The sequence below is a fragment of the Microbulbifer sp. MKSA007 genome (genome assembly GCA_032615215.1).
GTDB lineage: Bacteria > Pseudomonadota > Gammaproteobacteria > Pseudomonadales > Cellvibrionaceae > Microbulbifer.
In genome coordinates this window covers 1-18,217 of record CP128432.1, presented here as the reverse complement: position 1 = coordinate 18,217, position 18,217 = coordinate 1, and the positions used below count along the sequence as shown (strand labels likewise).

Sequence of the window (18,217 nt, the reverse complement as noted above, 5' to 3'; positions counted from 1 at the left end):
AACAACCAGGAAAAATATACGAGTTTGAAGTTGGGGCTTCTGGAGGGAGCTCGAAAAGTGCTAATCCGTGATGACTCAGATGGTCATAATTACGGGATTGATAATCCACAAAATCGAGGACCACACTTCAACGACCCAGCAGGTAACCACTTTGACTACTGATATTGTTACTACAATCGCGCCAGATATTTCGACCAGAAACGAAGTATACAACTTGGGCAAGGTAGATATTTTAGATGATTTTTGTCTCTCTGGAATATCCTGGGCCCTAGATCGCGTTGGTATTGAGAACTCTAGAGCTAGTGTGTTACGTCATGTTTTCTCGCTAATCAGCGAAAAAATACCTTCTCTAGACATTTGGTTAATAGCAGGAAGTCCCTCTTGGCAATTAGATAACCGGGTAACACGCTATCAAAAATTATGGAAAGCACTAAAATCTGCTGGTATCGAAGTATCGCATGCTGGTAAGACACTAGAAGTAGCAAATACTAAGGAAGGTAATCTTAAGTTCTTTGGAGCAAAATTACTTTCGGAATTATCTTTAGTATCAGCCGAAAAGGCTATCGAAGACAACACTTGCTCATATCTTTTAGCTGTGCCTTCGGATATAGAACTATCCTCTCTACTACGAGAAGGGTGGTCTGGAGAGTACAATCAATTTGATCATGGCCTTGTAAAATTTGTCGCACAAAATAATGGACTCATATTAAAAGCATTTGGCGCATTTGACGATGTAGACGTTGGGTTCACAGCTATTGGACATCCTGACTTAATCCGAACTTTGACAGGTTAAGTTGGACCTTGAGAAGTTTGGACAGGACTATGAAACGTCCATTCATTAGCGGTAAAAGTCACCTAATTTATTGCGATCCATAGGTAAATTATGGGAATTAAAGAGTTGGTAAAGGCCCATATGTCACCGGAGCTAAAGAAATGTAGCTTCAAGAAATATGGAAATACTTGGGTGAGGCAATTGGTTGGAGCACGTCAAGTTGTTAACGTTCAAACAAGTCGACTTAATGCTGATGACCACGAGAGATTTACTATAAATTTCGGTGTTTTGTTTCCAGAAATTTGGGAAACTTGCTGGCAAAAAGAGCTTCCGAAAGCGGTGAGAGAAGATGACTGTTTTCCGCGTCTTCGTATAGGAGAAGTACTTGATTTTTCAATGCAAAAAAAGCGAGACATTTGGTGGGAACTGAATCAAGAAGATGATATAGACCTTGTCGGTGAAAAGATAGGAAGTCTATTAAAAGACAAGTGCCTGCCCTTTTTGGATAAGATGTCAACTGAAACAGATGTCATCAATCTTTTATCGAGTACTGAGATCACACTGCAACCAATAGAAAAAATCTATTTTGCCATTATCAAAATTCGTAATGGTAAGCAAAAAGAAGCAATCATGTTACTAGATGAAGTTTCCAATATTAGCAGTGAATGGGCAGAGCTTGTAGAAAATGTAACGGCTCGGATCATATAATCAATTATTGGGGGCAGGTCAGTTCATCTAGAAAAACTAAATCCAAAAACCGGTGAAGTTATAGAAAACTGGCATTTATGGTGGTGGGCAATGCATAGAGTGGCGCTATCAAGTTAACCTAACTTTGGCCGCAATAGTTTTCTGCAGACGCATTTTAGGCGTCAAGCATAGCAGCTTGTTTCCATTGTGAGAAAGCGTTAATATGGTGGAGGTGAATGTCGATTGCGGAACGTTGGTGGTGAGGTGGAACGAAGAGATTGCGCAGGCCAGAGAAGACTGCCAGAAATCTTTGAAGCTGACCCGGCGACTTGAACTTTTGCATGGCTCGCTCTCGTTTTCGCAAGGGCAAATGCGAGTTCTCTGCTCGATTGTTTAAGTCCTTGTGGCTGCGGTGCTCGACAGCCGGCATCACCTTGCGCTTCGCTGCTCCATAAGAACCAAGCTTGTCGGTGATCATCCGCTTTGGAGCAACGCCTTGCTTCTTCAAAAGGCGGGCCAGCAAGCGCTTCGCAGCCTTAGTATTGCGCCGTTTCTGAAGGACCTCATCCAGAATGTAACCATCCTGATCAACGGCCCGCCACAGATAGTATCGCTGGCCCTGTATCTTGATCACAACCTCATCAAGATACCAGATATCCGTGCTTTGTGCTCTTTTGCGTCGCAACTGACGAGTGTAAGCTGGGCCAAACTTGATCCCCCACTGGCGGATGGTTTCATAGGTCAGGGTTATGCCGCGTTCCAGCAGCATCTCTTCGACCTCGCGCAGGCTGAGGGAGAAGCGGTGATAGAGCCAAACAACATGGGAGATAATCTGCGGCGGAAAACGGTGGCGTTTGTAACTGATCGGAGCAGAAGACATGTTGGCCAACTACCAATCGGAACTGGAGCCAACGTTAACTTGATAACACCGTTCTGGATGTATTCTTGGGCAATGTCTGTTTTTTCGATATCTACGTTATAGACACCATTTTCAGTTATCTTTTCCGAACGCCGTTTTTCGACATACTCCTCACCTACATTGAAGAAATAAACGGCAAATGCTTCCTTTTCTATGTTGTCCAGCGTGTTCCAATTTGAAACATTTTCAGCTCCCCAAGCTAGACCTTTTTCAATCATCAGTGATGCAAATTTTACCGTTGCGGTATTGAAAGTCTGATCTAAATCTAGTGCTAGTTTTGAGTAATCTTCATTGTATTTTTTTAGATTTAGAGGATCAGTTGAAGGGAACCTTTGATTGTAGTCTTCTAGGAGCCCGATAGCAGTATATATTTGAACATTTCCGACACCTACATCAAGCATCACAGGGTAACGAAACTTATCAGTAGAACTTATATCAGACCGCCATTCAGCATTTTGCGATTTAATATAGTTGTATTGCTCAAGTATAGAGCCGTGAGAAGAGTTAAATAGAAAGGAATAAGCATCACCAAAATATTGTATTATAGTGTCAGAGTTTCCCTCAAACCTATCATTGTATTCTTCCAATATAGAGCCAAGTGCTGCAATTGAGCTCGAACTTGACCCAAGTATGTATTGCACTTCTAGCGCCGTTGAACTGTAAATATCGACGAGAGAGAGAATTCTATCGTCATATTGCATTGGGGTTTCGCTAGACATTCATCCCTTCCTTATGCTTTTAAAAATTCGACAAAAGTATAAACTGTTAGAAAAGCGATAATAATCGTCAGTGTTTCTATGATGTATGATTTAGGTTTTCCTTGTAGATGTCTTCGCGCGTAAAAAATGTATACTGGTATTATTATCGTTCCTGGAGCAAATAAAGTCCCACACAAAAAAATAAATCCAAATATTACATTACTGTAATCAACGTAGTATCCGACTGCGCCCTCTGGCGGACTTGCTATATCTACAGCTAATAACATCAAGACTGATAATATAAAAATCACTGAAATCGATGATATTACTGTCAGCAGTCGGTCAACTTTCTTTCTCAAAGGATTTGTCCTACAAATAACATTCCGTGCATATCCGGCTTAGGTAAACTTTAAGCTCTATTGATTGCAGGGACGGCAATTCTCTATTCAAGGCGAAAAACTGTTTTTTAGCGTTCAGTCACTGTGACCGGTCGAAAACACCAGCCGCGACAACCTGCAGCCTGGAGTGCCTCCTTCATGACATCAGTACACAACACATGTCCGGTGCGGCTTTCGCGCCAGATGGGGTTGCTGGTCAGTGCCGATTGACGGACGGCCCTCTTGGCTCCTTCGACCAACTCCATTGAAGAGCCGTCTCTTCTTTTCATTTTGTTGATTTCCATCGCATCGGGATCCCAGGAATCCTGTGAAACCAGTAAGTTCGTTAAATAGAAGGGACCACCTGGAACTGGGCAATCTTGATATTCTGCCCAAGTCTGATCAACTTCGATAAACTGAGCAGCACCCGGTGCTACACGCTGAAATGCATCTTTTAATCTGACATTCACAGCTGGCATCAACCGAGGATTCTGAGACAGCACACCGATCACATCTAAAGGCACAAGCTCTTTGACCGTGATAACAAGCCAATGTTTGGAGTACTGCCGAACTGTGCTAGCATCGACCCGTCCATCTGCATCAAACACGAGATTAAATACAGGGTTCCAAGCGTCCAGCTCAAACGCTGACTTGTGAGTATGATCCGATGACCAAACTCCTTTTGCATAATGCGAAAACTCAAAATCACGATCAATTTCAGAAACTTGCATGGAAGGCTATGTCTCGCAGATTTGATGGATATTTAGATTGGAAAGTAAGTACTTTTCATTTGTTGTAGTTATTGCATTAGGCTCCATCACAGCACCTACTTCCTCAACTCACTGAGGAACTTTTGTTCAAAAACAGCGGCAGGATTAAAAGGAGACACGCAGTCGAGGACGACAATATTGTTGCCCGAGCGCCATTCTTTGACGTCCAGTTTCTTCTCACCGTTTTCAATGCGTTCTTTAACTTCATCACTCACTGAAGCCCAAACCAGAAATGCAACTGGCTGATTGCCTTTGGAGTAAAGCTTGAACTGGCGCAGCAAGAGTGCTGGTGCAATCCGCTCTTCAACAATGCGAATAGGCAGCTCTTTGTGAGCCTCTGACATGGTCATCAACCACACAGCCTGCCCCATGGTTGAGGCAAAGGTTTGCACATCGACTGCGCTTAAGTCAGCTTTTTTTTCAGACATCGAACTGCCTTGAGTTGAGTAAACATTTCCAGCCTTTGATTAGTCAATAAAAAGCACAACTGCAACCTACACTTGCTGCGAGCAAAACCAGAAATTCAATGATCGTGTTTACGAAACTTACCTAGCGCAAACCAGTTTTGAGAATGACTGTATCAGGACGCAACCAAAGGCAGCTGGTGGGCAGTAAGCTCCATGTTGTTGTGGAATCGAAAAAGTCATTGTGGACCTTTGGAATCATTGTGTGATTCACGAGGTAATGACCTCCGCTCCTCTTTTGTCATCTGAATGGGAAGATACTCTATCTTCTCTTCCCGTTACTCTCGATCTGGACCATACTGCTGTTAAGTTTGGCGCACTGAAGAGAAGACGGGAAATATCAAACGGTAAAGATCTGCTGCGCCTCGCTTTTGCTTACGGGCCTTGCGGCATGTCCCTTCGCAGTACAGCTGCCTGGGCATGTATGGCCGGATTGGGCAAGCTATCTGATGTTGCCATACTCAACCGGCTTAGGGGAGCAACACAATGGCTGGAGTACATCGCTGCTGAGTTGCTGGCAGATACCAGCCACGCAGATTTCCCGAGTGGATATCGGCTACGCCTGATTGATGGAACCACCGTGTCCGCACCAGGGAGTAAGGGGACAGACTTTAAAATCCATGCCAGCTATGATCCGGCCACAGGGCGTTTTGCTCATCTTGAAATTTCAGACGGTCACGGGGCAGAATGCCTGACCCGGAACCCGGTTAATCCGGGTGAAATTCACATTGCAGACCGAGGGTATGCCTTTGCGAAAGGGCTGCATCCCATCATCAGTAATGGTGGTGATTTCATAGTCCGTGCTGGTTGGCGAAAGTTCCGCTTATTTCATCCAGATGGTACTCGATTAGATCTGTTCTCTGTTTTGACAGAAGCCACAAATGCTGTACCCATTGATCGGCAGGTTACCATTCAAGGACGCTCAAAATCCTATGACGTACCCGCCCGTCTGATTGCCATCCGCAAACCACCAGCAGCGATAGAACAAGAGAAAAAGCGCCTGCGCCGTATCTCCAGCAAAAAAGGATCAAAGCTAACTCCAAAATCTCTGATTGCTGCTGAGTACATGTTGCTGGTCACGTCCCTCCCGAAAGAAGATTTCAATACAGCAAGTGTTGCGGACCTCTATCGCTTGCGATGGCAAATCGAACTTGCATTCAAGCGCCTGAAAAGCATCCTCCACATAGACCGCCTCCCTGCAAAAGATCCAGCCTTAGCCAGGTCATGGCTTCTGGCCCACCTCATCCTCGCCCTCCTGATCGAGCGCAAAAGCGAGGACCTGCTGGCACACGCGCCCGTGGAAGGGAGCAAGCAAAGCCGCTGTCCTTCCACATGGCGCGTGTACAAACTGCTACGCCAGTCATTGATCTCAGCTATTCAGGGCGTTTGGGACTTGAGCAGCATTACACTTCATGGCTACACGTTCTGGAGAACCATACGGGAGCCTCCAAGGAGACGAAAACGCCAACAAATTCCAATACTTCCATCCTTAAGTTAGCGCCTATGGGGCTGCGCCCCAGTTCGCTGAAAAGGACAGGGGCGCTCGCGCTTCTCACTTTGCTGGTCTCCCCATCCTTCCTGCGTGAGTTTTGCGCCGGCAGATCCGGCCCAAAATCACTTCGTGCAGGACACGAGCCGAATCCGCAAAATGCGCCTTCATCTCTACCTACGCGCAAGCGCTTCGGTGGGCGATACCCCACCAGCAAAGCGATCCTTGTCAGCGAACTCCCCCGCTTTTGCGACGGAAGAAATGAGCCGATCTGGTCAGGTCTCAGACACCAATCAGGTCTTCGTTTTGATACGCGAATTCGGAGTTTTTCTATGCAAGCCAATTACCTAGCCGACCAACTGTCCGCAATCAGTACCACTCTGGAAGATGCAAGCCTTCAAGCATATGGTGGCCTTCCGGTCAGTTCTGTTGCTGTGTTGATGCTCCTAAATAAGAGTGTGGCCCCTTCCCTCGGTTCTATTGCAGATCAGATCCGGCTTAGCCATTCAGCGACCGTGCGTGTGATTGATCGCTTGGAAAAAATGCAACTTGTAAAGCGCGTAAAACGCCAAGGACGCATGGTCAAAGTTGCGTTGACGTTTGAAGGCAAGCGAAGGGCAAATGAACTCAGTCAGGCCCGAACACAAACGGCGGAAGCATTGTTGAAGAACCTGGACGCAAACCAACGAGACATTCTCTCAGAATTCTTTAGCAAGATGCTCAAAGGTTTGGAGCAGAGCGCAAGTACGAGGTTTTGCTCTTCGAAGTTCAAAGCTGACGCCAGCACCTAAACACCCCAAAACAAAATCATTCAAGTTCAGACTTCCCATCGCTGCGCGGTGGCTCATTTAAAACGGAGTATTCCATGAAAAAGCTATTCACTATTCTTGTCGCAACAATGATGCTGGCTGCTTGTCAGACAACATCCGCTCAAGTGTCCTCTAAACAACCACCTCGTGTTGTGACTGACAAACCTCTTGCAGCAACAAAGAACGCTTTGATCAAAGAGTTCAAGGATCGCGGTTTTAAGGTCGTGCGAAACAGTTCTAACACCGTTGTCGTTGAGCAGATCCTCACACCAAACAGCTCTGAGCGTAAGCAGCATGCTTCTACGAGTTCAGGCGTGCCACGCGGTCAGATTTCAATGAGGTTCGCACGCATCCAAGGTGGAACCCAAGTGACGGCCACCTATGACATGTTGCTCAATCCAGGCAAGAGCAACCAGCAGAGAGTGACCCTGCTTGATAGTCCGGATGGCGCACGATTGCAGCGATTGCTTGATAGCGTGAAGTAAATGCAGCAAACAAAAAAGCCGAGAGAAGCATAGCTTCCTCGGTTTTTTTGTATCAAGCAATCATCCCGTTTTTTCGCTCGTAATAACTGCGTCTATCTGAGAGGCCAAACTCACATAAATGCGAATAGCTGTAGAGCGGATTAATTTGATCGTTTACTGCAGGAGCAAAAACTCTGATCAAAACCCCGCGATTGTATACTATAAGGCCTAACTGGACCGAAGCTCCGAAACAGGCCAAAAATTAGCACATATCAAGAACACAAAGTTGATTGACATATTTTGCCGTAAGATATGCTCTGAATACAGAGTGTTTCGGGAGGGCAACAATGGGCAATAACATTCACCAAGTAAATCTTTCTCAAGCATGGAGCCTGTCTTACTCGGATATGGAATTTTTATCCAGCCTATCACTTTCAGTGCGGCTGGAAGCTGCGGTTCAGTTGAAGTTTATTTGCCTTACCGGTTATTTTACCTCTTCGTGGGAAGACATCGGTTATGAAGAGCTCTCATATATACGAGCCCAGCTGGATTGCTCGGCCGCAGAGTGCCTGCAGCGCGAATATTCGGAAAGAACGGCCCGCCGCTACCGAACCGCGATCATAAGGCATCTCGGGTTGCGCCACATGAAACCCAATGATCGGCAGTGTTTAATCGACTTTGTTAAAACCAACCTCTGCCCTAAGGGCATGGCGTCCAGTGCATTGATTGAAAACTGTTTTCTTTGGTGCCGGGATCACCAGCTCCAACCTCCCGCATTTCGAGGACTCAACCGTCTAATCCGTTCAACCCGGCGTGAATTTCTAGAAGGCTTTCTAAAGCGGATTGCCGATCAATTGCCAAAAGAGACGACTGCGCAGATGGAAGTCTCCCTTGCAGAACCTGACGCTCCAACAGGCTTCTCGCGTCTGAAGGACGACATTGGTGCCGCAACGCTAGACAATATTCTGGCAGCGATGAAGCGCCTTCAATTTGCTCACAATTTACAACTTCCAGCACAAGTTCTTAAGCATGTGGACCCTCCCTTAATTGAGCAGCTTGTGCGCCGAGTCGTGCAGAAACGGCCTCGCAAATGCGCCGCCATAGTTCTGAACATCGATTAGGTCTGTTCGCTCTTTACCTGATGGTCCGCAAAACCCAGATGATTGATCGGGTGATTGACCTTCTGGTGGAACAGATCCACCGGATCAATGCAAAATCAAAGCGCAAGGTGATTAGAGATATCAGTCGTGAAATTGAGAAAGTTCACGGCAAAGAGCGCTTACTGGCAGAGATCGCCGTGGCTTCTATGGAGTACCCGGAAGGGCGGATCTGTGATGTAATCTATCCGGTGGCAGGGCAGCAGAAACTGTCCGCGATTGTCAAGGAATACCGTTCAAAAGGAGCTCTGGATCATCAAATTCAGATTAGAATGCGCAGTTCTTACGCCTCGCATTATCGACGCATGTTGCCGCCCCTTCTTTCTGTCCTGCAATTCAGGTCCAACAACGCAACCTGGCGACCGGTGTTGGATGGGCTGGCCTGCATTGAAAAACTGCACAAGGCCGGCAAACGGTTTGCTGCTGAGGATGAAGTTCCAATGGGAGCCATTCCGGCCAAGTGGCGCGGCAGTGTGGTTGATGACAAAGGCCGCGTGAATGTGATTTCCTTTGAATTGTGCCTCCTGACCCAGTTGCGTGAGCGGATCCGTGCCAAGGAAGTCTGGGTGGTTGGCGCAGATCGTTATCGCAATCCGGACGAGGACCTGCCGAAGGATTTTTCTGAGCGCCGCGAGACTTATTATGAAGAGCTGAGGCTCACACGAGATGCGGAAGCATTTGTTGCCGAGGTCAAAACAACCCTGGAGGACGAGCTGCGCCAGCTCAACGCGTGGCTACCTACCAATGATAAAGTCAGATTGAGATGGGGCGGCAAAAACCGGATCTCAGTCAGCCCGTTTGAACCTGCGTCGGAACCCAAAGGGCTGATCGCTTTAAAGGCGGAAATTACCCGTCGCTGGCCGATGACAGGACTCTTGGATGCGCTGAAGGAAGCGGCACTTGGAACGGGCTATCTGGACCGTTTTGAAACCGCTGCGACCCGTGAGGTGCTGGCTCCCGATATTCGTGACCAGCGCCTGCTGCTCTGCCTTTACGGCCTTGGCACCAATGCAGGTCTGAAGCGGATAGCTGGCGGTCTTGCCGATGTCAGTCATGATGAGCTGCTCCACATTCGCCGCAACTATATTCATCCTGCCGCCTTAAGGGCAGCCTGTACGCACGTGGCCGATGCCACCTTAGGCATCCGCAACACTGCCGTTTGGGGCGAAGCGGGGACGGCGTGCGCTGCCGATAGCACTAAGTTTGGGGCCTGGGACCGCAATCTCATGAGCGAGTGGCACGCGCGTTACGGAGGCCGCGGCGTGATGATCTACTGGCATGTGGAACGGCAGGCCACCTGCATTTATCTCGCAGTTGAAGCGCTGCTCCTCTTCTGAAGTTGCCGCCATGATCGAAGGCGTTCTGCGTCATTGCACCGACATGGAGATCCAGCGCCAATATGTTGACAGCCACGGCCAAAGCGTTGTCGGTTTTGCATTCTGCCATCTGCTGGGGTTCGAGCTCGCTCCGCGCCTTAAGGCAATCAGCCGGCAGAAGCTGGCATTGCCTTCAAACGCCATACGCAGTGAGCTTGGAAACCTGCTGCCGATCTTGTCCAGCGCCATCAACTGGGAAGAAATTGCTCGCCAGTATGACGAAATGGTCAAATACGCTGCTGCCATGCAGCATAGAACCGCAGATCCGGAAGCCATTTTGCGTCGCTTTGCCCGTTCCGAGGTATTGCACCCTACTTACAAGGCGCTGGCTGAACTGGGGCGAACCATCAAGACAATTTTCTTGTGCCGCTATTTGCGTTCAGAAAATTATCGCCGTGAAATCAACGAAGGGCTCAATGTGGTTGAGAACTGGAACAGCGCCAACGGCTTTGTGTTTTTCGGCAAGGGGGAGAGATTGCCAGCAACCGAGTTGAGGATCAGGAGATCTCAGCTCTGTCCTTACATCTGCTGCAGGCCTCATTGGTTTACGTCAATACCTGTATGGTACAGTCAGTGCTCTCTGACCCTGTTTGGGCAGATCGTCTAGCTGCTGAAGACTACCGAGGTCTGACACCTCTGATTTACAGTCACATCAATCCTTATGGCCGATTTGAGGTTGATCTGGGTCAACGCATTGATTTTGAAAGTCGGTTGGCTGCTTAGGCATTGTGCCTGCGCTCTAATCCATCTCACGTATCTATGAAATTTCTGCCACAAATCGCCTTGTTTGGCGCACAAGCCCGCTCTTCTGGCCGCACTCAACAGAGCGTGATCTCAAGAGGCGTAAAGCGATGACTTCGCACAAATGTCCCTCTTTCGAAGCGAAGCATTGATTGACTGCTACTGCCCTCATCAATCAAAAGGCCTGATGATGTTCGGCGACGGAGACTGTCATTATGACTGAGCACCTCTCATCGAAAAAGCACAGTGATTTATTTCAACTCATCTAAAATCGATAACATGTGTGGGATGATTAGATTTTATTGACACCATGAAATTGCAGTAGAACTATCTGATCGAACTATGATTGAAATTGGACATATCGTGTCATGACACAGCTGGAAGATCATCAGACGGTGAGTGAGGTTTCGCTTGCTCCTCACACAGAAAAGAAACAGCCGCAACATTCCCGATTTCAGGATTTGAGCCCAGAGGCTCAGCAGCAGCTGGTTCAGATGCAAGCGCGCATGCGTGAAGGTGTTGGCACGATCACCATGGCGATGATGAATGTGCCGCGTTATCGCAACTGCTCCTTGGCTGACCTTCAGGGGCTGATTATTGATCCGTTGCTCAGCAATCGCATCTCCCTTGCGCAGGGAGCTGAAAACGACGAACCGCAACTTCAAGATATCCGCGGAATTGCAATCTGGGCGAGTGTTTCAGAAGACGTTGACCTGAAGATTAAAGAGCAGATCCGTGCTGGCGTGTTCCCGCTGAAACTGAAACCGCAGGACTGGACGTCCGGTTCCATCAATTGGCTCATTGATGTGATTGCACCTGATCCCAAAGCCATTGCCTCCATGCTTGTTCATTTCCGTCAGCTTGTTAAAGAAGGAGAGTTGCACCTTCACCCGCAGATCTCAAAGCTGGTGGACAAAGAGCTTCTGGAAAAGCTTGGTGCCAAGAAAATGAAAACACAAAGCTAAGGGCTTGCTTAGAGCACGACAAAAAGCACTGCTCACTAAGTGGCTTGTAAAAGCCTATGAGTTCTGGAGGTTTCTAATGAATGATGAAATTTGGGTCAGTAGTGTAAGAAGCAATTCAGCTTTTTTTGACAAGCCTGGCATTCGCGAAAAATACTACGGCCACGACTGGGCACCGCCGAAGTTTGAATTTGGTCCGAGTCCAGAGGAATTTAAGGATAGTTTCCATCGTTACATTCTGGGCGAAAAGTTAAAGCGCGAAGAATTCCTTGAAGCTGCTTATGTGTTTAACCCTAAATTCTGGAAGTGTGTTCAAGATCTTTTCGCTCTTGAAGGATATTACTGCGCAAAAGGGGAGTTTGCTGAGATCCTCAAGCGTTTTGATATGGGTGGAGGAGAACTAGTTGAGTTTCCCATCTTTGAGGCAGACAAGATCACACAGTTGTCTGGCCCGTTTTACTTTATCAACTGGGGCTCACAAAAACATTGCTTCCTGCCTGAAGAGAGCAATGGAGTAAAAGCAACCGCTCGAAATCCAGAAACAGGGTTTCACAGATGGCGCGCTGCAATTGAGCCTCAAGACGGAGATATTGCAGTTTCAAGAGACGCGCTACAAGGTGCGGACCTTTGGATTGAGCCTCTGTTACGCTCTAAGATTTTTATGAGCGGGGAGCTGCATGACGCCCTCGTGAAGGCCTATCCAAAAATTGATTTTCGATTTTCTAAAGCCCGTATTGTTTGATTTTTTTACTTAACTTGGAGTTGAGGCAATGAGTATTTTTCGCGGTCGCCTTTTTGGCTTTGAAGCACAGCACATCATTCCGAAAGAAGCGATTTCCGGGACAACAGATGAAGCCAAGCTGGCTCGTGAACTTCTCAACTCCATCAACTTTAATGTGGAAGCACGTGCTAACAAGATGATGCTGTTCATCAGCTCTGATACGTGTAGGGACTTGAGATCAAAATGTGGTGGGCTTGAGATTATCCCGATTTTCGGCTCAAGTTAATTGAGACCCTAATGTTAGCTGGGCTCAGATAAACTGAGACTGAGCTCACATTATTTGAGACAGGCTCATATTACTAAGACTGGGCTCAAGTTCCAGAGAAGGAATAGGAAAGCTCCAGTTCTAGCGGCCTTTGTTCCATATCATCACAATTTTTGCATGTACTAAATGTAACATAGGCCTTGCATTTGCATTTAGTATTGGGTAATGAGACTTCATTGAGTGGCGAGGCTACTCACATTTATGGAGATTATTTGATCGAGTCCCGGCTGAATACAGGTTCCTAATCTTTTTGAGATTTTGGGAACAAATGAAACTGAAGAACCTTCTCATGCGCATTGGCTGAGTGAGGTCGTTTCTGTATTCTCCTGAAGACTGAGATATCTCCGTGAATATATCAAAGCACGAACAACGTGTTTTACATGAACTCGCGCTTGGTGGTGAGATCCACTGTGAACGCGATGAAAATGGCAAACTTTCCAATACAATCTGCTTCTCACGTGATGGCCACATCTTGGCCAGTTGCTCCTTGCCTCTTTTTAAAGTTTTGAAAAAGAAGCGATTGATATGCTCTCGCAAGAGTGCCCCTTACCGCATTTCACGATTGGGTGTGACCTGTGTCCGCGCCCAAATGAACCAGCGCTGAGAGGGGGCAACAATGAGCGAATTAAAAAATCTCTCCGGCTTGCAGGCAGATCACCCTCTTTTGAACGAGATCTCTGAGAGTGTTAGTTTAAGAGAGGGGGCTTCTGGTGTCGCAAGCTTTCTTCGCGCAGTTGTCCAACATAACGGAGCTGCTTTGAAGCAAATAGCTTGGGAAGTTGGTTTGCCAGTACCGGTTGCCACCGCTGTGCGCCGGGAACTCGAAGCACGCGGTTACCTTGTCCGTAAGGGGGGTAAACTTGACTGAACAAGGCCGACATTTTGCAGAAGAGGTTCTGGACATCAAAGCGTCTACTGTTACGCAGTGTCCAACTTGTAATGGAAGCGGCCTGAAGGAACTAGATCCTAAGCTTATCAAAAAGTTGCAAATTCTTTTGGTGGATGCTCCGAATGTTCGAGTTGAGTTAGACCAGGCTCCATGTACAGCAGAAACAGCTCTCCATCGTGCTGAGCTGATGCACAAAGCGGGCGCCCTAGAAGGGCGAAACATTCTATTGTTGGGTGATGATGATTCACTTTCGCTTGCAATACCGCTTTACCTAGCTCACATGGGCCGCAACCGCGCTGTCGACAACATCACCGTCTTGGAGTTGGATCCCGGACGCATCGGATTTTTAGAGCAAAAGTGCGAGGAAGTTGGAGCAGCTATTACAATTGTTCAACATGACTTGCGTGATCCATTACCGACCAACCTCAAAGGTCAGTTTGATACGTTTCAAACTGACCCCCTTATACTATTGAGGGCGCCGAGCTTTTTCTGACGCGTGCTGCTGAAGCTCTTCAACCAGGTCCAGGGGCATTGGGATTTTTGTCTTATAGTCAACCGGCATCAGTTGAACAGATAAAACTCCAACATGCGATCCATTCTCTTGGGTTTGCTATTTTATCAATTCGTCGAGACTTTAACACCTATGAGGGAGCATCCATTCTGGGTTCAACAGGTCAGATGATCGAGCTGGAGGGGCTATTCGCGCAGGTCCCAGAACAGACCGAACGATACAATGGCGAGATGTATACAGCAGATAAATCAACGCGTCGCCGTGGGTACCGCTGCAAGGCTTGCCGTAAAACCGTAACTCTTGGAGAAGACGGTACCCCTAACACGATCGAAGAACTTAAGGCGTCTGGTTGTCATTCTTGTGGTGCAAGAGTGTTCGTGCGCTGGAAACCCGGAATGACGAGGCGATCTCGTCATTAGTTCTTGAACAGAGACTAAGAACAACAAGAAAAGTTGTCTTCTTAGATCTCCAATTCCTTCGCCATCGCTATATCCACAAATATAGCGGTGGTGGTCCCACAAGCTAACTCAACAATAAAAAAGGCTGTATCACAATGAAAACACCTTATGAAATCCAATATGAAGCTTTCGCCGCTGCAGGTGGTCTGTATGATAAGCGGCACGCAGAACTTTATGCCAACTTTGCAAATGCTCTTATCGAAGACGGCAGTTTTTCGATCATCTACGAAGGTGTTGCGCATGCATGTTATACACCTATTACTGTAGATGCAGCACCCCATCTAAAATGCTATGTTCTGGCTCCATTGGCTGTGTTGCCCGACTATCAAGGAAAAGGATATGCAACCAGACTTATGGAAGAGGCAGAAATGCAATTGGATGCTGATGTCATCTTCGTAATGGGTGAGCCATTTCATTATGGCAATCGTTACAACACCCCTCACCAGGTACTCCCACCAGTCAGAACGCAAGCTCCTTTGGAATGTTGGTTTGCGCGCGAGTTGAAACCTGGCGCACTGGATGGCGTTGGAAAATCAACTTCTAGTTTAAGCGGGCCATATGCAGCTCCACACATGTGGGGGCACCCAAGTGAACAAGTATAATGGTTTGGGGCGTCTCTGCCCTTTCTCATTGAAGTCGTAACTACTTGTTATTTCATCAGTTGGGTTCAGCATTTCTCATATGATGTGCTGAACCCAACTATGGGTGCTTACACGTCAAGACCCTGACCGTCCCTTCTTGCGATGTGTCTTCCTTTTTTGATGGGCTCTATGTTTTTCAGAGCTGGGCTCTTTTTTGCTCTTTTGCTGAGAATGTGAATTATCAAGTGATAACTCGTACACTATATGTTTGGCTTCAAAATCAAAAAAACGATAGATGGACTGCATAGCTTTGTTTGTTGCAGCTGTACGGCCCACGATCCGCGACCATTCATTACGCAAACCGTACTCGATGACTTCCGTGATCAAGGAGAATGCAAGTCTTCCTCCACGATGTTCCGGAGCGATATAGTAACTGCGAAAATCACCATAAACTTCGTTAGAAGTTGCGTTCGCTCTGGATGTAATCAGCGCCCAACCTGCAATGTCTCCGGAATCGGTTTCAGCGACAAACGCTCCCATAGCCCCTACCAATGGTAGCAAACGCTTTTTATATAGTGATCGATCTGTTACAGCATCCTCTCCAAAGGAGTTAATCGCTATCTCACATTCAAAGTCAGCAACCATCTCTAAGTCTTTATGTTCCAGTGTTCGAAATAGGTAATCTGGCAACTTCTACATTCCTCTAAACTAAACCAGTCGGCAGTTTACTTTGTTAAACACCAGTGCCGCAGACGGCTCGAGTTAGCTACAATATCTTAGTGAAAACAGCATGAAAATACATTATTGGAAACATTATGTAGAAGAACTTCGGTCAGCGCTACATGCCCAGGATCAGAGTAAAGTAGCTCAGGCTTGCCGTATCCTCGGTGAGAGTGAACTTCCACTTTTGGCTCTAATGAACATAAGCAATAACCTGGAAAGTAACTCTCCCTTACCCACCTACTCGGTCACTTTAGTAACCAGTATTAGGACAGGCTTCCTTCAGCAACTGCTGCGCTTACACCTTGCCGGAAATGGTTTGCATTTAAACTTAACATTTAAAGATCCTGCTGAGGTGGTGACTGAAGGTTTAAAAAAAGAGTTGATTGTGTACTTGCTAGATCAGTGGTCAGAAGAGCGCAGACAGATAGCGGATTTTTTGCAAGCAGATATTGTTATCGCCTTAAATGAGCAGGTTTGTGGAACAAGCTCAATTCAAGATAAAGCTAACATCAATCACCTCGTCACGATAGCAAATAACCAGCTATATGACCAACGCACATCCGGTCTGGGCATTTTGCATTTAACCCGGAAAGCCTCCGAAGCTATTGCAACACAGATATCCAAGATTGTTCGCGCTAAACAAGGTTTGTCACGTAAGCTGATTATATGTGACTTGGATGGCCTTTTGTGGCCAGGAACATTAGGCGAGTCTGGCCCAAGCGATGTTAAGGGTGACCCAGAACATTTTGGGCCGTTTCATGCATTGCAAAGCCAGTTAAAAGAACTGAAGTCGACAGGGCAGGTACAATTAGCTATTGCAAGCAAAAATAATTTTGATGACATCGTTGACGCATTTCGGAAAAATTCTGACATGCCGCTAAAACTCAGTGATTTTTCGCAGATTAGCGCAAGCTGGAACCCCAAACCTGAGAGGGTTGAGCAACTGTTGGTGAAATTAAACACAGGGGCAACTCATAGCGTTTTCCTGGATGACAATCCAGTTGAAAGAGCTGCTATGCGAGCGACTTTTCCTCAACTGGTTATCCCTGAATGTGCTGGAGATCCGACTGAGCTTCTTTGCTGCCTCAAAAAAAACGATTGGACGTGGAGCGGACTGGAGACAAGTGAAGATAAACTTCGGGCACAATCCCTTGCAGCTCAGGATATGCTTAGAAGCGAGACAAATACTTTATTGAACTTGGAAAACTTGGACATGCACGTTCGTGTATTGAGTGATGAAGAAATCCCTCTCTCACGTGTAGTACAATTGTTTAGGCGTGTTACACAGTTTAACTCAGGTAGAACAATACTGAATGAGACAGAAATTAAGAGTGTTTACTCCCAGCCAAACCATCAGCTTCTCGGTTTTGAATTGACTGATAGCTTCGCCAGGCATGGAGTTGTTGCATTAAGCCACTGCCGAATATCAGAGGAAGGATATGAGATACTCGAGTTCCTTATGAGTTGTCGGGCGCTTGGGAGAGGTTTAGAGACGTTTGCCTTACAAGAGATGTCTCTAAGAGCACAAAAGGCAAACTGTCGATCACTGATTGGTTACATTTGCGAGACATCACGCAATGAGCCAATGCGTGATGTGTACGCGCGGCACCACTTCAAATGTGTCCAGAATGTTAATGGAGAAAGTAAATGGAAAAGGGATTTCGGTGATGCTATGCAATGGCCAGAAACTTACTTTCTTCGACAGGAATAATTTATGAAAACTGATGAAATCTCTCGAGCGGTAGATGTAGCTCTTGCCAGTGTGTTTAATATCAGCACGACAGAGGTGCCTCATGACATGTCACATGAGACTTACGAGAAATGGGACTCCGCCGCATACTTGATGGTTATCTTCACTGTTGAAGAGCAGTTCGATGTGCAGTTTTCTACAGAAGAGGTTGAGAGAGCCATGGGACGCCAGGAACTGATATCGGAACTAAGTACCCGCTTATCAAGCTAATATCTACGCCTCTAGGCAACCACGAGCGACTTTTGTTGTTTCGATGCGGGATGGTTCTAGTAACTTTTGAAGAACAGATGCTGCTTTTTCGGCATCTGCTTTGCCGCACATAAAAATGTCAATAGCAGCAAAGTCAATCTCAGGCCATGTATGAATAGAAATATGTGACTCCGCAAGTATTGCTACTCCAGTCACACCGGCGTCTTCACCAAATTCATGAAGATTACACCGCAGTACTGTTGCGCCAGCCTCTTTTGCTGCTGCCAACATACAACTCTTCAATGCCTTAGCATCAGTAAGATGCTTGCAACCATAGAAATCTAATAGGATGTGTGTGCTCGGTGAGAAATCATTCATGAGCGCT

The 18,217-nt window shown here is 46.8% G+C and carries 25 protein-coding genes and 1 pseudogene; 19 read left to right on the top strand and 7 right to left on the bottom strand.

All coding sequences use genetic code 11. The features are described from left to right. Nucleotides 1–57 precede the first annotated feature (57 nt). The 3 genes from QT397_02090 (at nucleotide 58) to QT397_02080 (ending at nucleotide 1,480) form a co-directional block, all read left to right on the top strand. Nucleotides 58–162 carry an HNH/endonuclease VII fold putative polymorphic toxin gene (locus tag QT397_02090; GenBank protein ID WNZ54058.1) on the top strand — a complete coding sequence of 35 codons (105 nt, stop codon included), beginning with the start codon at nucleotides 58–60 and terminating at the stop codon, nucleotides 160–162. After that, nucleotides 152–793, top strand: a complete 642-nt coding sequence (locus QT397_02085) for a hypothetical protein (GenBank protein ID WNZ54057.1) — start codon at nucleotides 152–154, stop codon at nucleotides 791–793. The genes QT397_02090 and QT397_02085 overlap by 11 nt, the downstream gene beginning before the upstream one ends. Nucleotides 794–883: 90 nt before the next feature. Then, on the top strand, nucleotides 884–1,480 hold the full coding sequence (locus QT397_02080; GenBank protein WNZ54056.1) for a DUF4304 domain-containing protein: 597 nt from the start codon (nucleotides 884–886) through the stop codon (nucleotides 1,478–1,480). 154 nt (nucleotides 1,481–1,634) lie between these two features. Here QT397_02080 and QT397_02075 read toward each other — a convergent pair whose 3' ends face one another. From QT397_02075 to QT397_02055, 5 genes are all read right to left on the bottom strand, one after another. Then, nucleotides 1,635–2,288 (bottom strand): IS6 family transposase, encoded by a 654-nt coding sequence (locus QT397_02075; GenBank protein ID WNZ54087.1) that lies wholly within the window; start codon nucleotides 2,286–2,288, stop codon nucleotides 1,635–1,637. Next, nucleotides 2,207–3,097, bottom strand: coding sequence for a hypothetical protein (locus QT397_02070; protein ID WNZ54055.1), 891 nt, complete (start codon nucleotides 3,095–3,097; stop codon nucleotides 2,207–2,209). The genes QT397_02075 and QT397_02070 overlap by 82 nt, the downstream gene beginning before the upstream one ends. An 11-nt stretch (nucleotides 3,098–3,108) precedes the next feature. Further along, nucleotides 3,109–3,435 carry a hypothetical protein gene (locus QT397_02065; protein WNZ54054.1) on the bottom strand — a complete coding sequence of 109 codons (327 nt, stop codon included), beginning with the start codon at nucleotides 3,433–3,435 and terminating at the stop codon, nucleotides 3,109–3,111. Between the two features lie 107 nt (nucleotides 3,436–3,542). Continuing rightward, entirely contained in the window at nucleotides 3,543–4,184 is a 642-nt protein-coding gene (locus QT397_02060; GenBank protein ID WNZ54053.1) for a hypothetical protein, read from the bottom strand. Between the two features lie 95 nt (nucleotides 4,185–4,279). Beyond that, a complete protein-coding gene (locus tag QT397_02055) occupies nucleotides 4,280–4,651 on the bottom strand; it encodes a toxin-activating lysine-acyltransferase (GenBank protein ID WNZ54052.1) in 372 nt (123 codons plus the stop codon). A gap of 241 nt (nucleotides 4,652–4,892) precedes the next feature. On the opposite strand from QT397_02055, the gene QT397_02050 reads away from it, so the two are divergent. The 14 genes and pseudogenes from QT397_02050 to QT397_01985 all read left to right on the top strand — a co-directional run bounded on the left by QT397_02050 (nucleotide 4,893) and on the right by QT397_01985 (nucleotide 15,191). Then, nucleotides 4,893–6,185: an IS4 family transposase gene (locus tag QT397_02050; GenBank protein WNZ54051.1), complete on the top strand. Its 1,293-nt coding sequence runs from the start codon at nucleotides 4,893–4,895 to the stop codon at nucleotides 6,183–6,185. Nucleotides 6,186–6,508: 323 nt separating this feature from the next. After that, on the top strand, nucleotides 6,509–6,967 hold the full coding sequence (locus QT397_02045) for a MarR family transcriptional regulator (GenBank protein WNZ54050.1): 459 nt from the start codon (nucleotides 6,509–6,511) through the stop codon (nucleotides 6,965–6,967). A 74-nt stretch (nucleotides 6,968–7,041) separates the two neighbouring features. Further along, nucleotides 7,042–7,470, top strand: coding sequence for a hypothetical protein (locus QT397_02040; GenBank protein ID WNZ54049.1), 429 nt, complete (start codon nucleotides 7,042–7,044; stop codon nucleotides 7,468–7,470). A gap of 326 nt (nucleotides 7,471–7,796) precedes the next feature. After that, entirely contained in the window at nucleotides 7,797–8,570 is a 774-nt protein-coding gene (locus QT397_02035; protein ID WNZ54048.1) for a DUF4158 domain-containing protein, read from the top strand. Continuing rightward, on the top strand, nucleotides 8,540–9,943 hold the full coding sequence (locus QT397_02030) for a Tn3 family transposase (GenBank protein WNZ54047.1): 1,404 nt from the start codon (nucleotides 8,540–8,542) through the stop codon (nucleotides 9,941–9,943). Before QT397_02035 ends, QT397_02030 begins: the two co-directional genes overlap by 31 nt. Nucleotides 9,944–9,953: 10 nt before the next feature. Next, nucleotides 9,954–10,403: pseudogene (locus QT397_02025) on the top strand (Tn3 family transposase). A gap of 53 nt (nucleotides 10,404–10,456) precedes the next feature. Continuing rightward, nucleotides 10,457–10,705, top strand: a complete 249-nt coding sequence (locus tag QT397_02020; protein WNZ54086.1) for a Tn3 family transposase — start codon at nucleotides 10,457–10,459, stop codon at nucleotides 10,703–10,705. Nucleotides 10,706–11,091: 386 nt separating this feature from the next. Continuing rightward, nucleotides 11,092–11,688 carry a toxin-activating lysine-acyltransferase gene (locus tag QT397_02015; protein ID WNZ54046.1) on the top strand — a complete coding sequence of 199 codons (597 nt, stop codon included), beginning with the start codon at nucleotides 11,092–11,094 and terminating at the stop codon, nucleotides 11,686–11,688. 76 nt (nucleotides 11,689–11,764) lie between these two features. After that, a complete protein-coding gene (locus tag QT397_02010; protein ID WNZ54045.1) occupies nucleotides 11,765–12,427 on the top strand; it encodes a hypothetical protein in 663 nt (220 codons plus the stop codon). A 28-nt stretch (nucleotides 12,428–12,455) separates the two neighbouring features. Then, nucleotides 12,456–12,692, top strand: a complete 237-nt coding sequence (locus QT397_02005) for a hypothetical protein (GenBank protein ID WNZ54044.1) — start codon at nucleotides 12,456–12,458, stop codon at nucleotides 12,690–12,692. Nucleotides 12,693–13,077: 385 nt separating this feature from the next. Then, nucleotides 13,078–13,335: a YjhX family toxin gene (locus QT397_02000; GenBank protein ID WNZ54043.1), complete on the top strand. Its 258-nt coding sequence runs from the start codon at nucleotides 13,078–13,080 to the stop codon at nucleotides 13,333–13,335. Between the two features lie 12 nt (nucleotides 13,336–13,347). After that, a complete protein-coding gene (locus QT397_01995; GenBank protein WNZ54042.1) occupies nucleotides 13,348–13,599 on the top strand; it encodes a hypothetical protein in 252 nt (83 codons plus the stop codon). Beyond that, nucleotides 13,592–14,113 (top strand): bis-aminopropyl spermidine synthase family protein, encoded by a 522-nt coding sequence (locus tag QT397_01990; protein ID WNZ54041.1) that lies wholly within the window; start codon nucleotides 13,592–13,594, stop codon nucleotides 14,111–14,113. Before QT397_01995 ends, QT397_01990 begins: the two co-directional genes overlap by 8 nt. A gap of 571 nt (nucleotides 14,114–14,684) precedes the next feature. Further along, nucleotides 14,685–15,191 carry a GNAT family N-acetyltransferase gene (locus QT397_01985; protein WNZ54040.1) on the top strand — a complete coding sequence of 169 codons (507 nt, stop codon included), beginning with the start codon at nucleotides 14,685–14,687 and terminating at the stop codon, nucleotides 15,189–15,191. Between the two features lie 114 nt (nucleotides 15,192–15,305). Here QT397_01985 and QT397_01980 read toward each other — a convergent pair whose 3' ends face one another. After that, nucleotides 15,306–15,860: a GNAT family N-acetyltransferase gene (locus QT397_01980; GenBank protein WNZ54039.1), complete on the bottom strand. Its 555-nt coding sequence runs from the start codon at nucleotides 15,858–15,860 to the stop codon at nucleotides 15,306–15,308. A 100-nt stretch (nucleotides 15,861–15,960) separates the two neighbouring features. Here QT397_01980 and QT397_01975 point away from each other — a divergent pair, with 100 nt between their 5' ends. Together QT397_01975 and QT397_01970 are read left to right on the top strand one after the other, a co-directional pair. Beyond that, nucleotides 15,961–17,604, top strand: a complete 1,644-nt coding sequence (locus tag QT397_01975; GenBank protein WNZ54038.1) for an HAD-IIIC family phosphatase — start codon at nucleotides 15,961–15,963, stop codon at nucleotides 17,602–17,604. Between the two features lie 3 nt (nucleotides 17,605–17,607). Then, nucleotides 17,608–17,853 (top strand): hypothetical protein, encoded by a 246-nt coding sequence (locus QT397_01970; protein ID WNZ54037.1) that lies wholly within the window; start codon nucleotides 17,608–17,610, stop codon nucleotides 17,851–17,853. A gap of 3 nt (nucleotides 17,854–17,856) precedes the next feature. Here the strand turns inward: QT397_01970 and speD are convergent, their stop codons facing one another. Then, on the bottom strand, nucleotides 17,857–18,210 hold the full coding sequence (speD, locus tag QT397_01965) for an adenosylmethionine decarboxylase (GenBank protein ID WNZ54036.1): 354 nt from the start codon (nucleotides 18,208–18,210) through the stop codon (nucleotides 17,857–17,859). Between the last annotated feature and the right edge of the window lie 7 nt (nucleotides 18,211–18,217).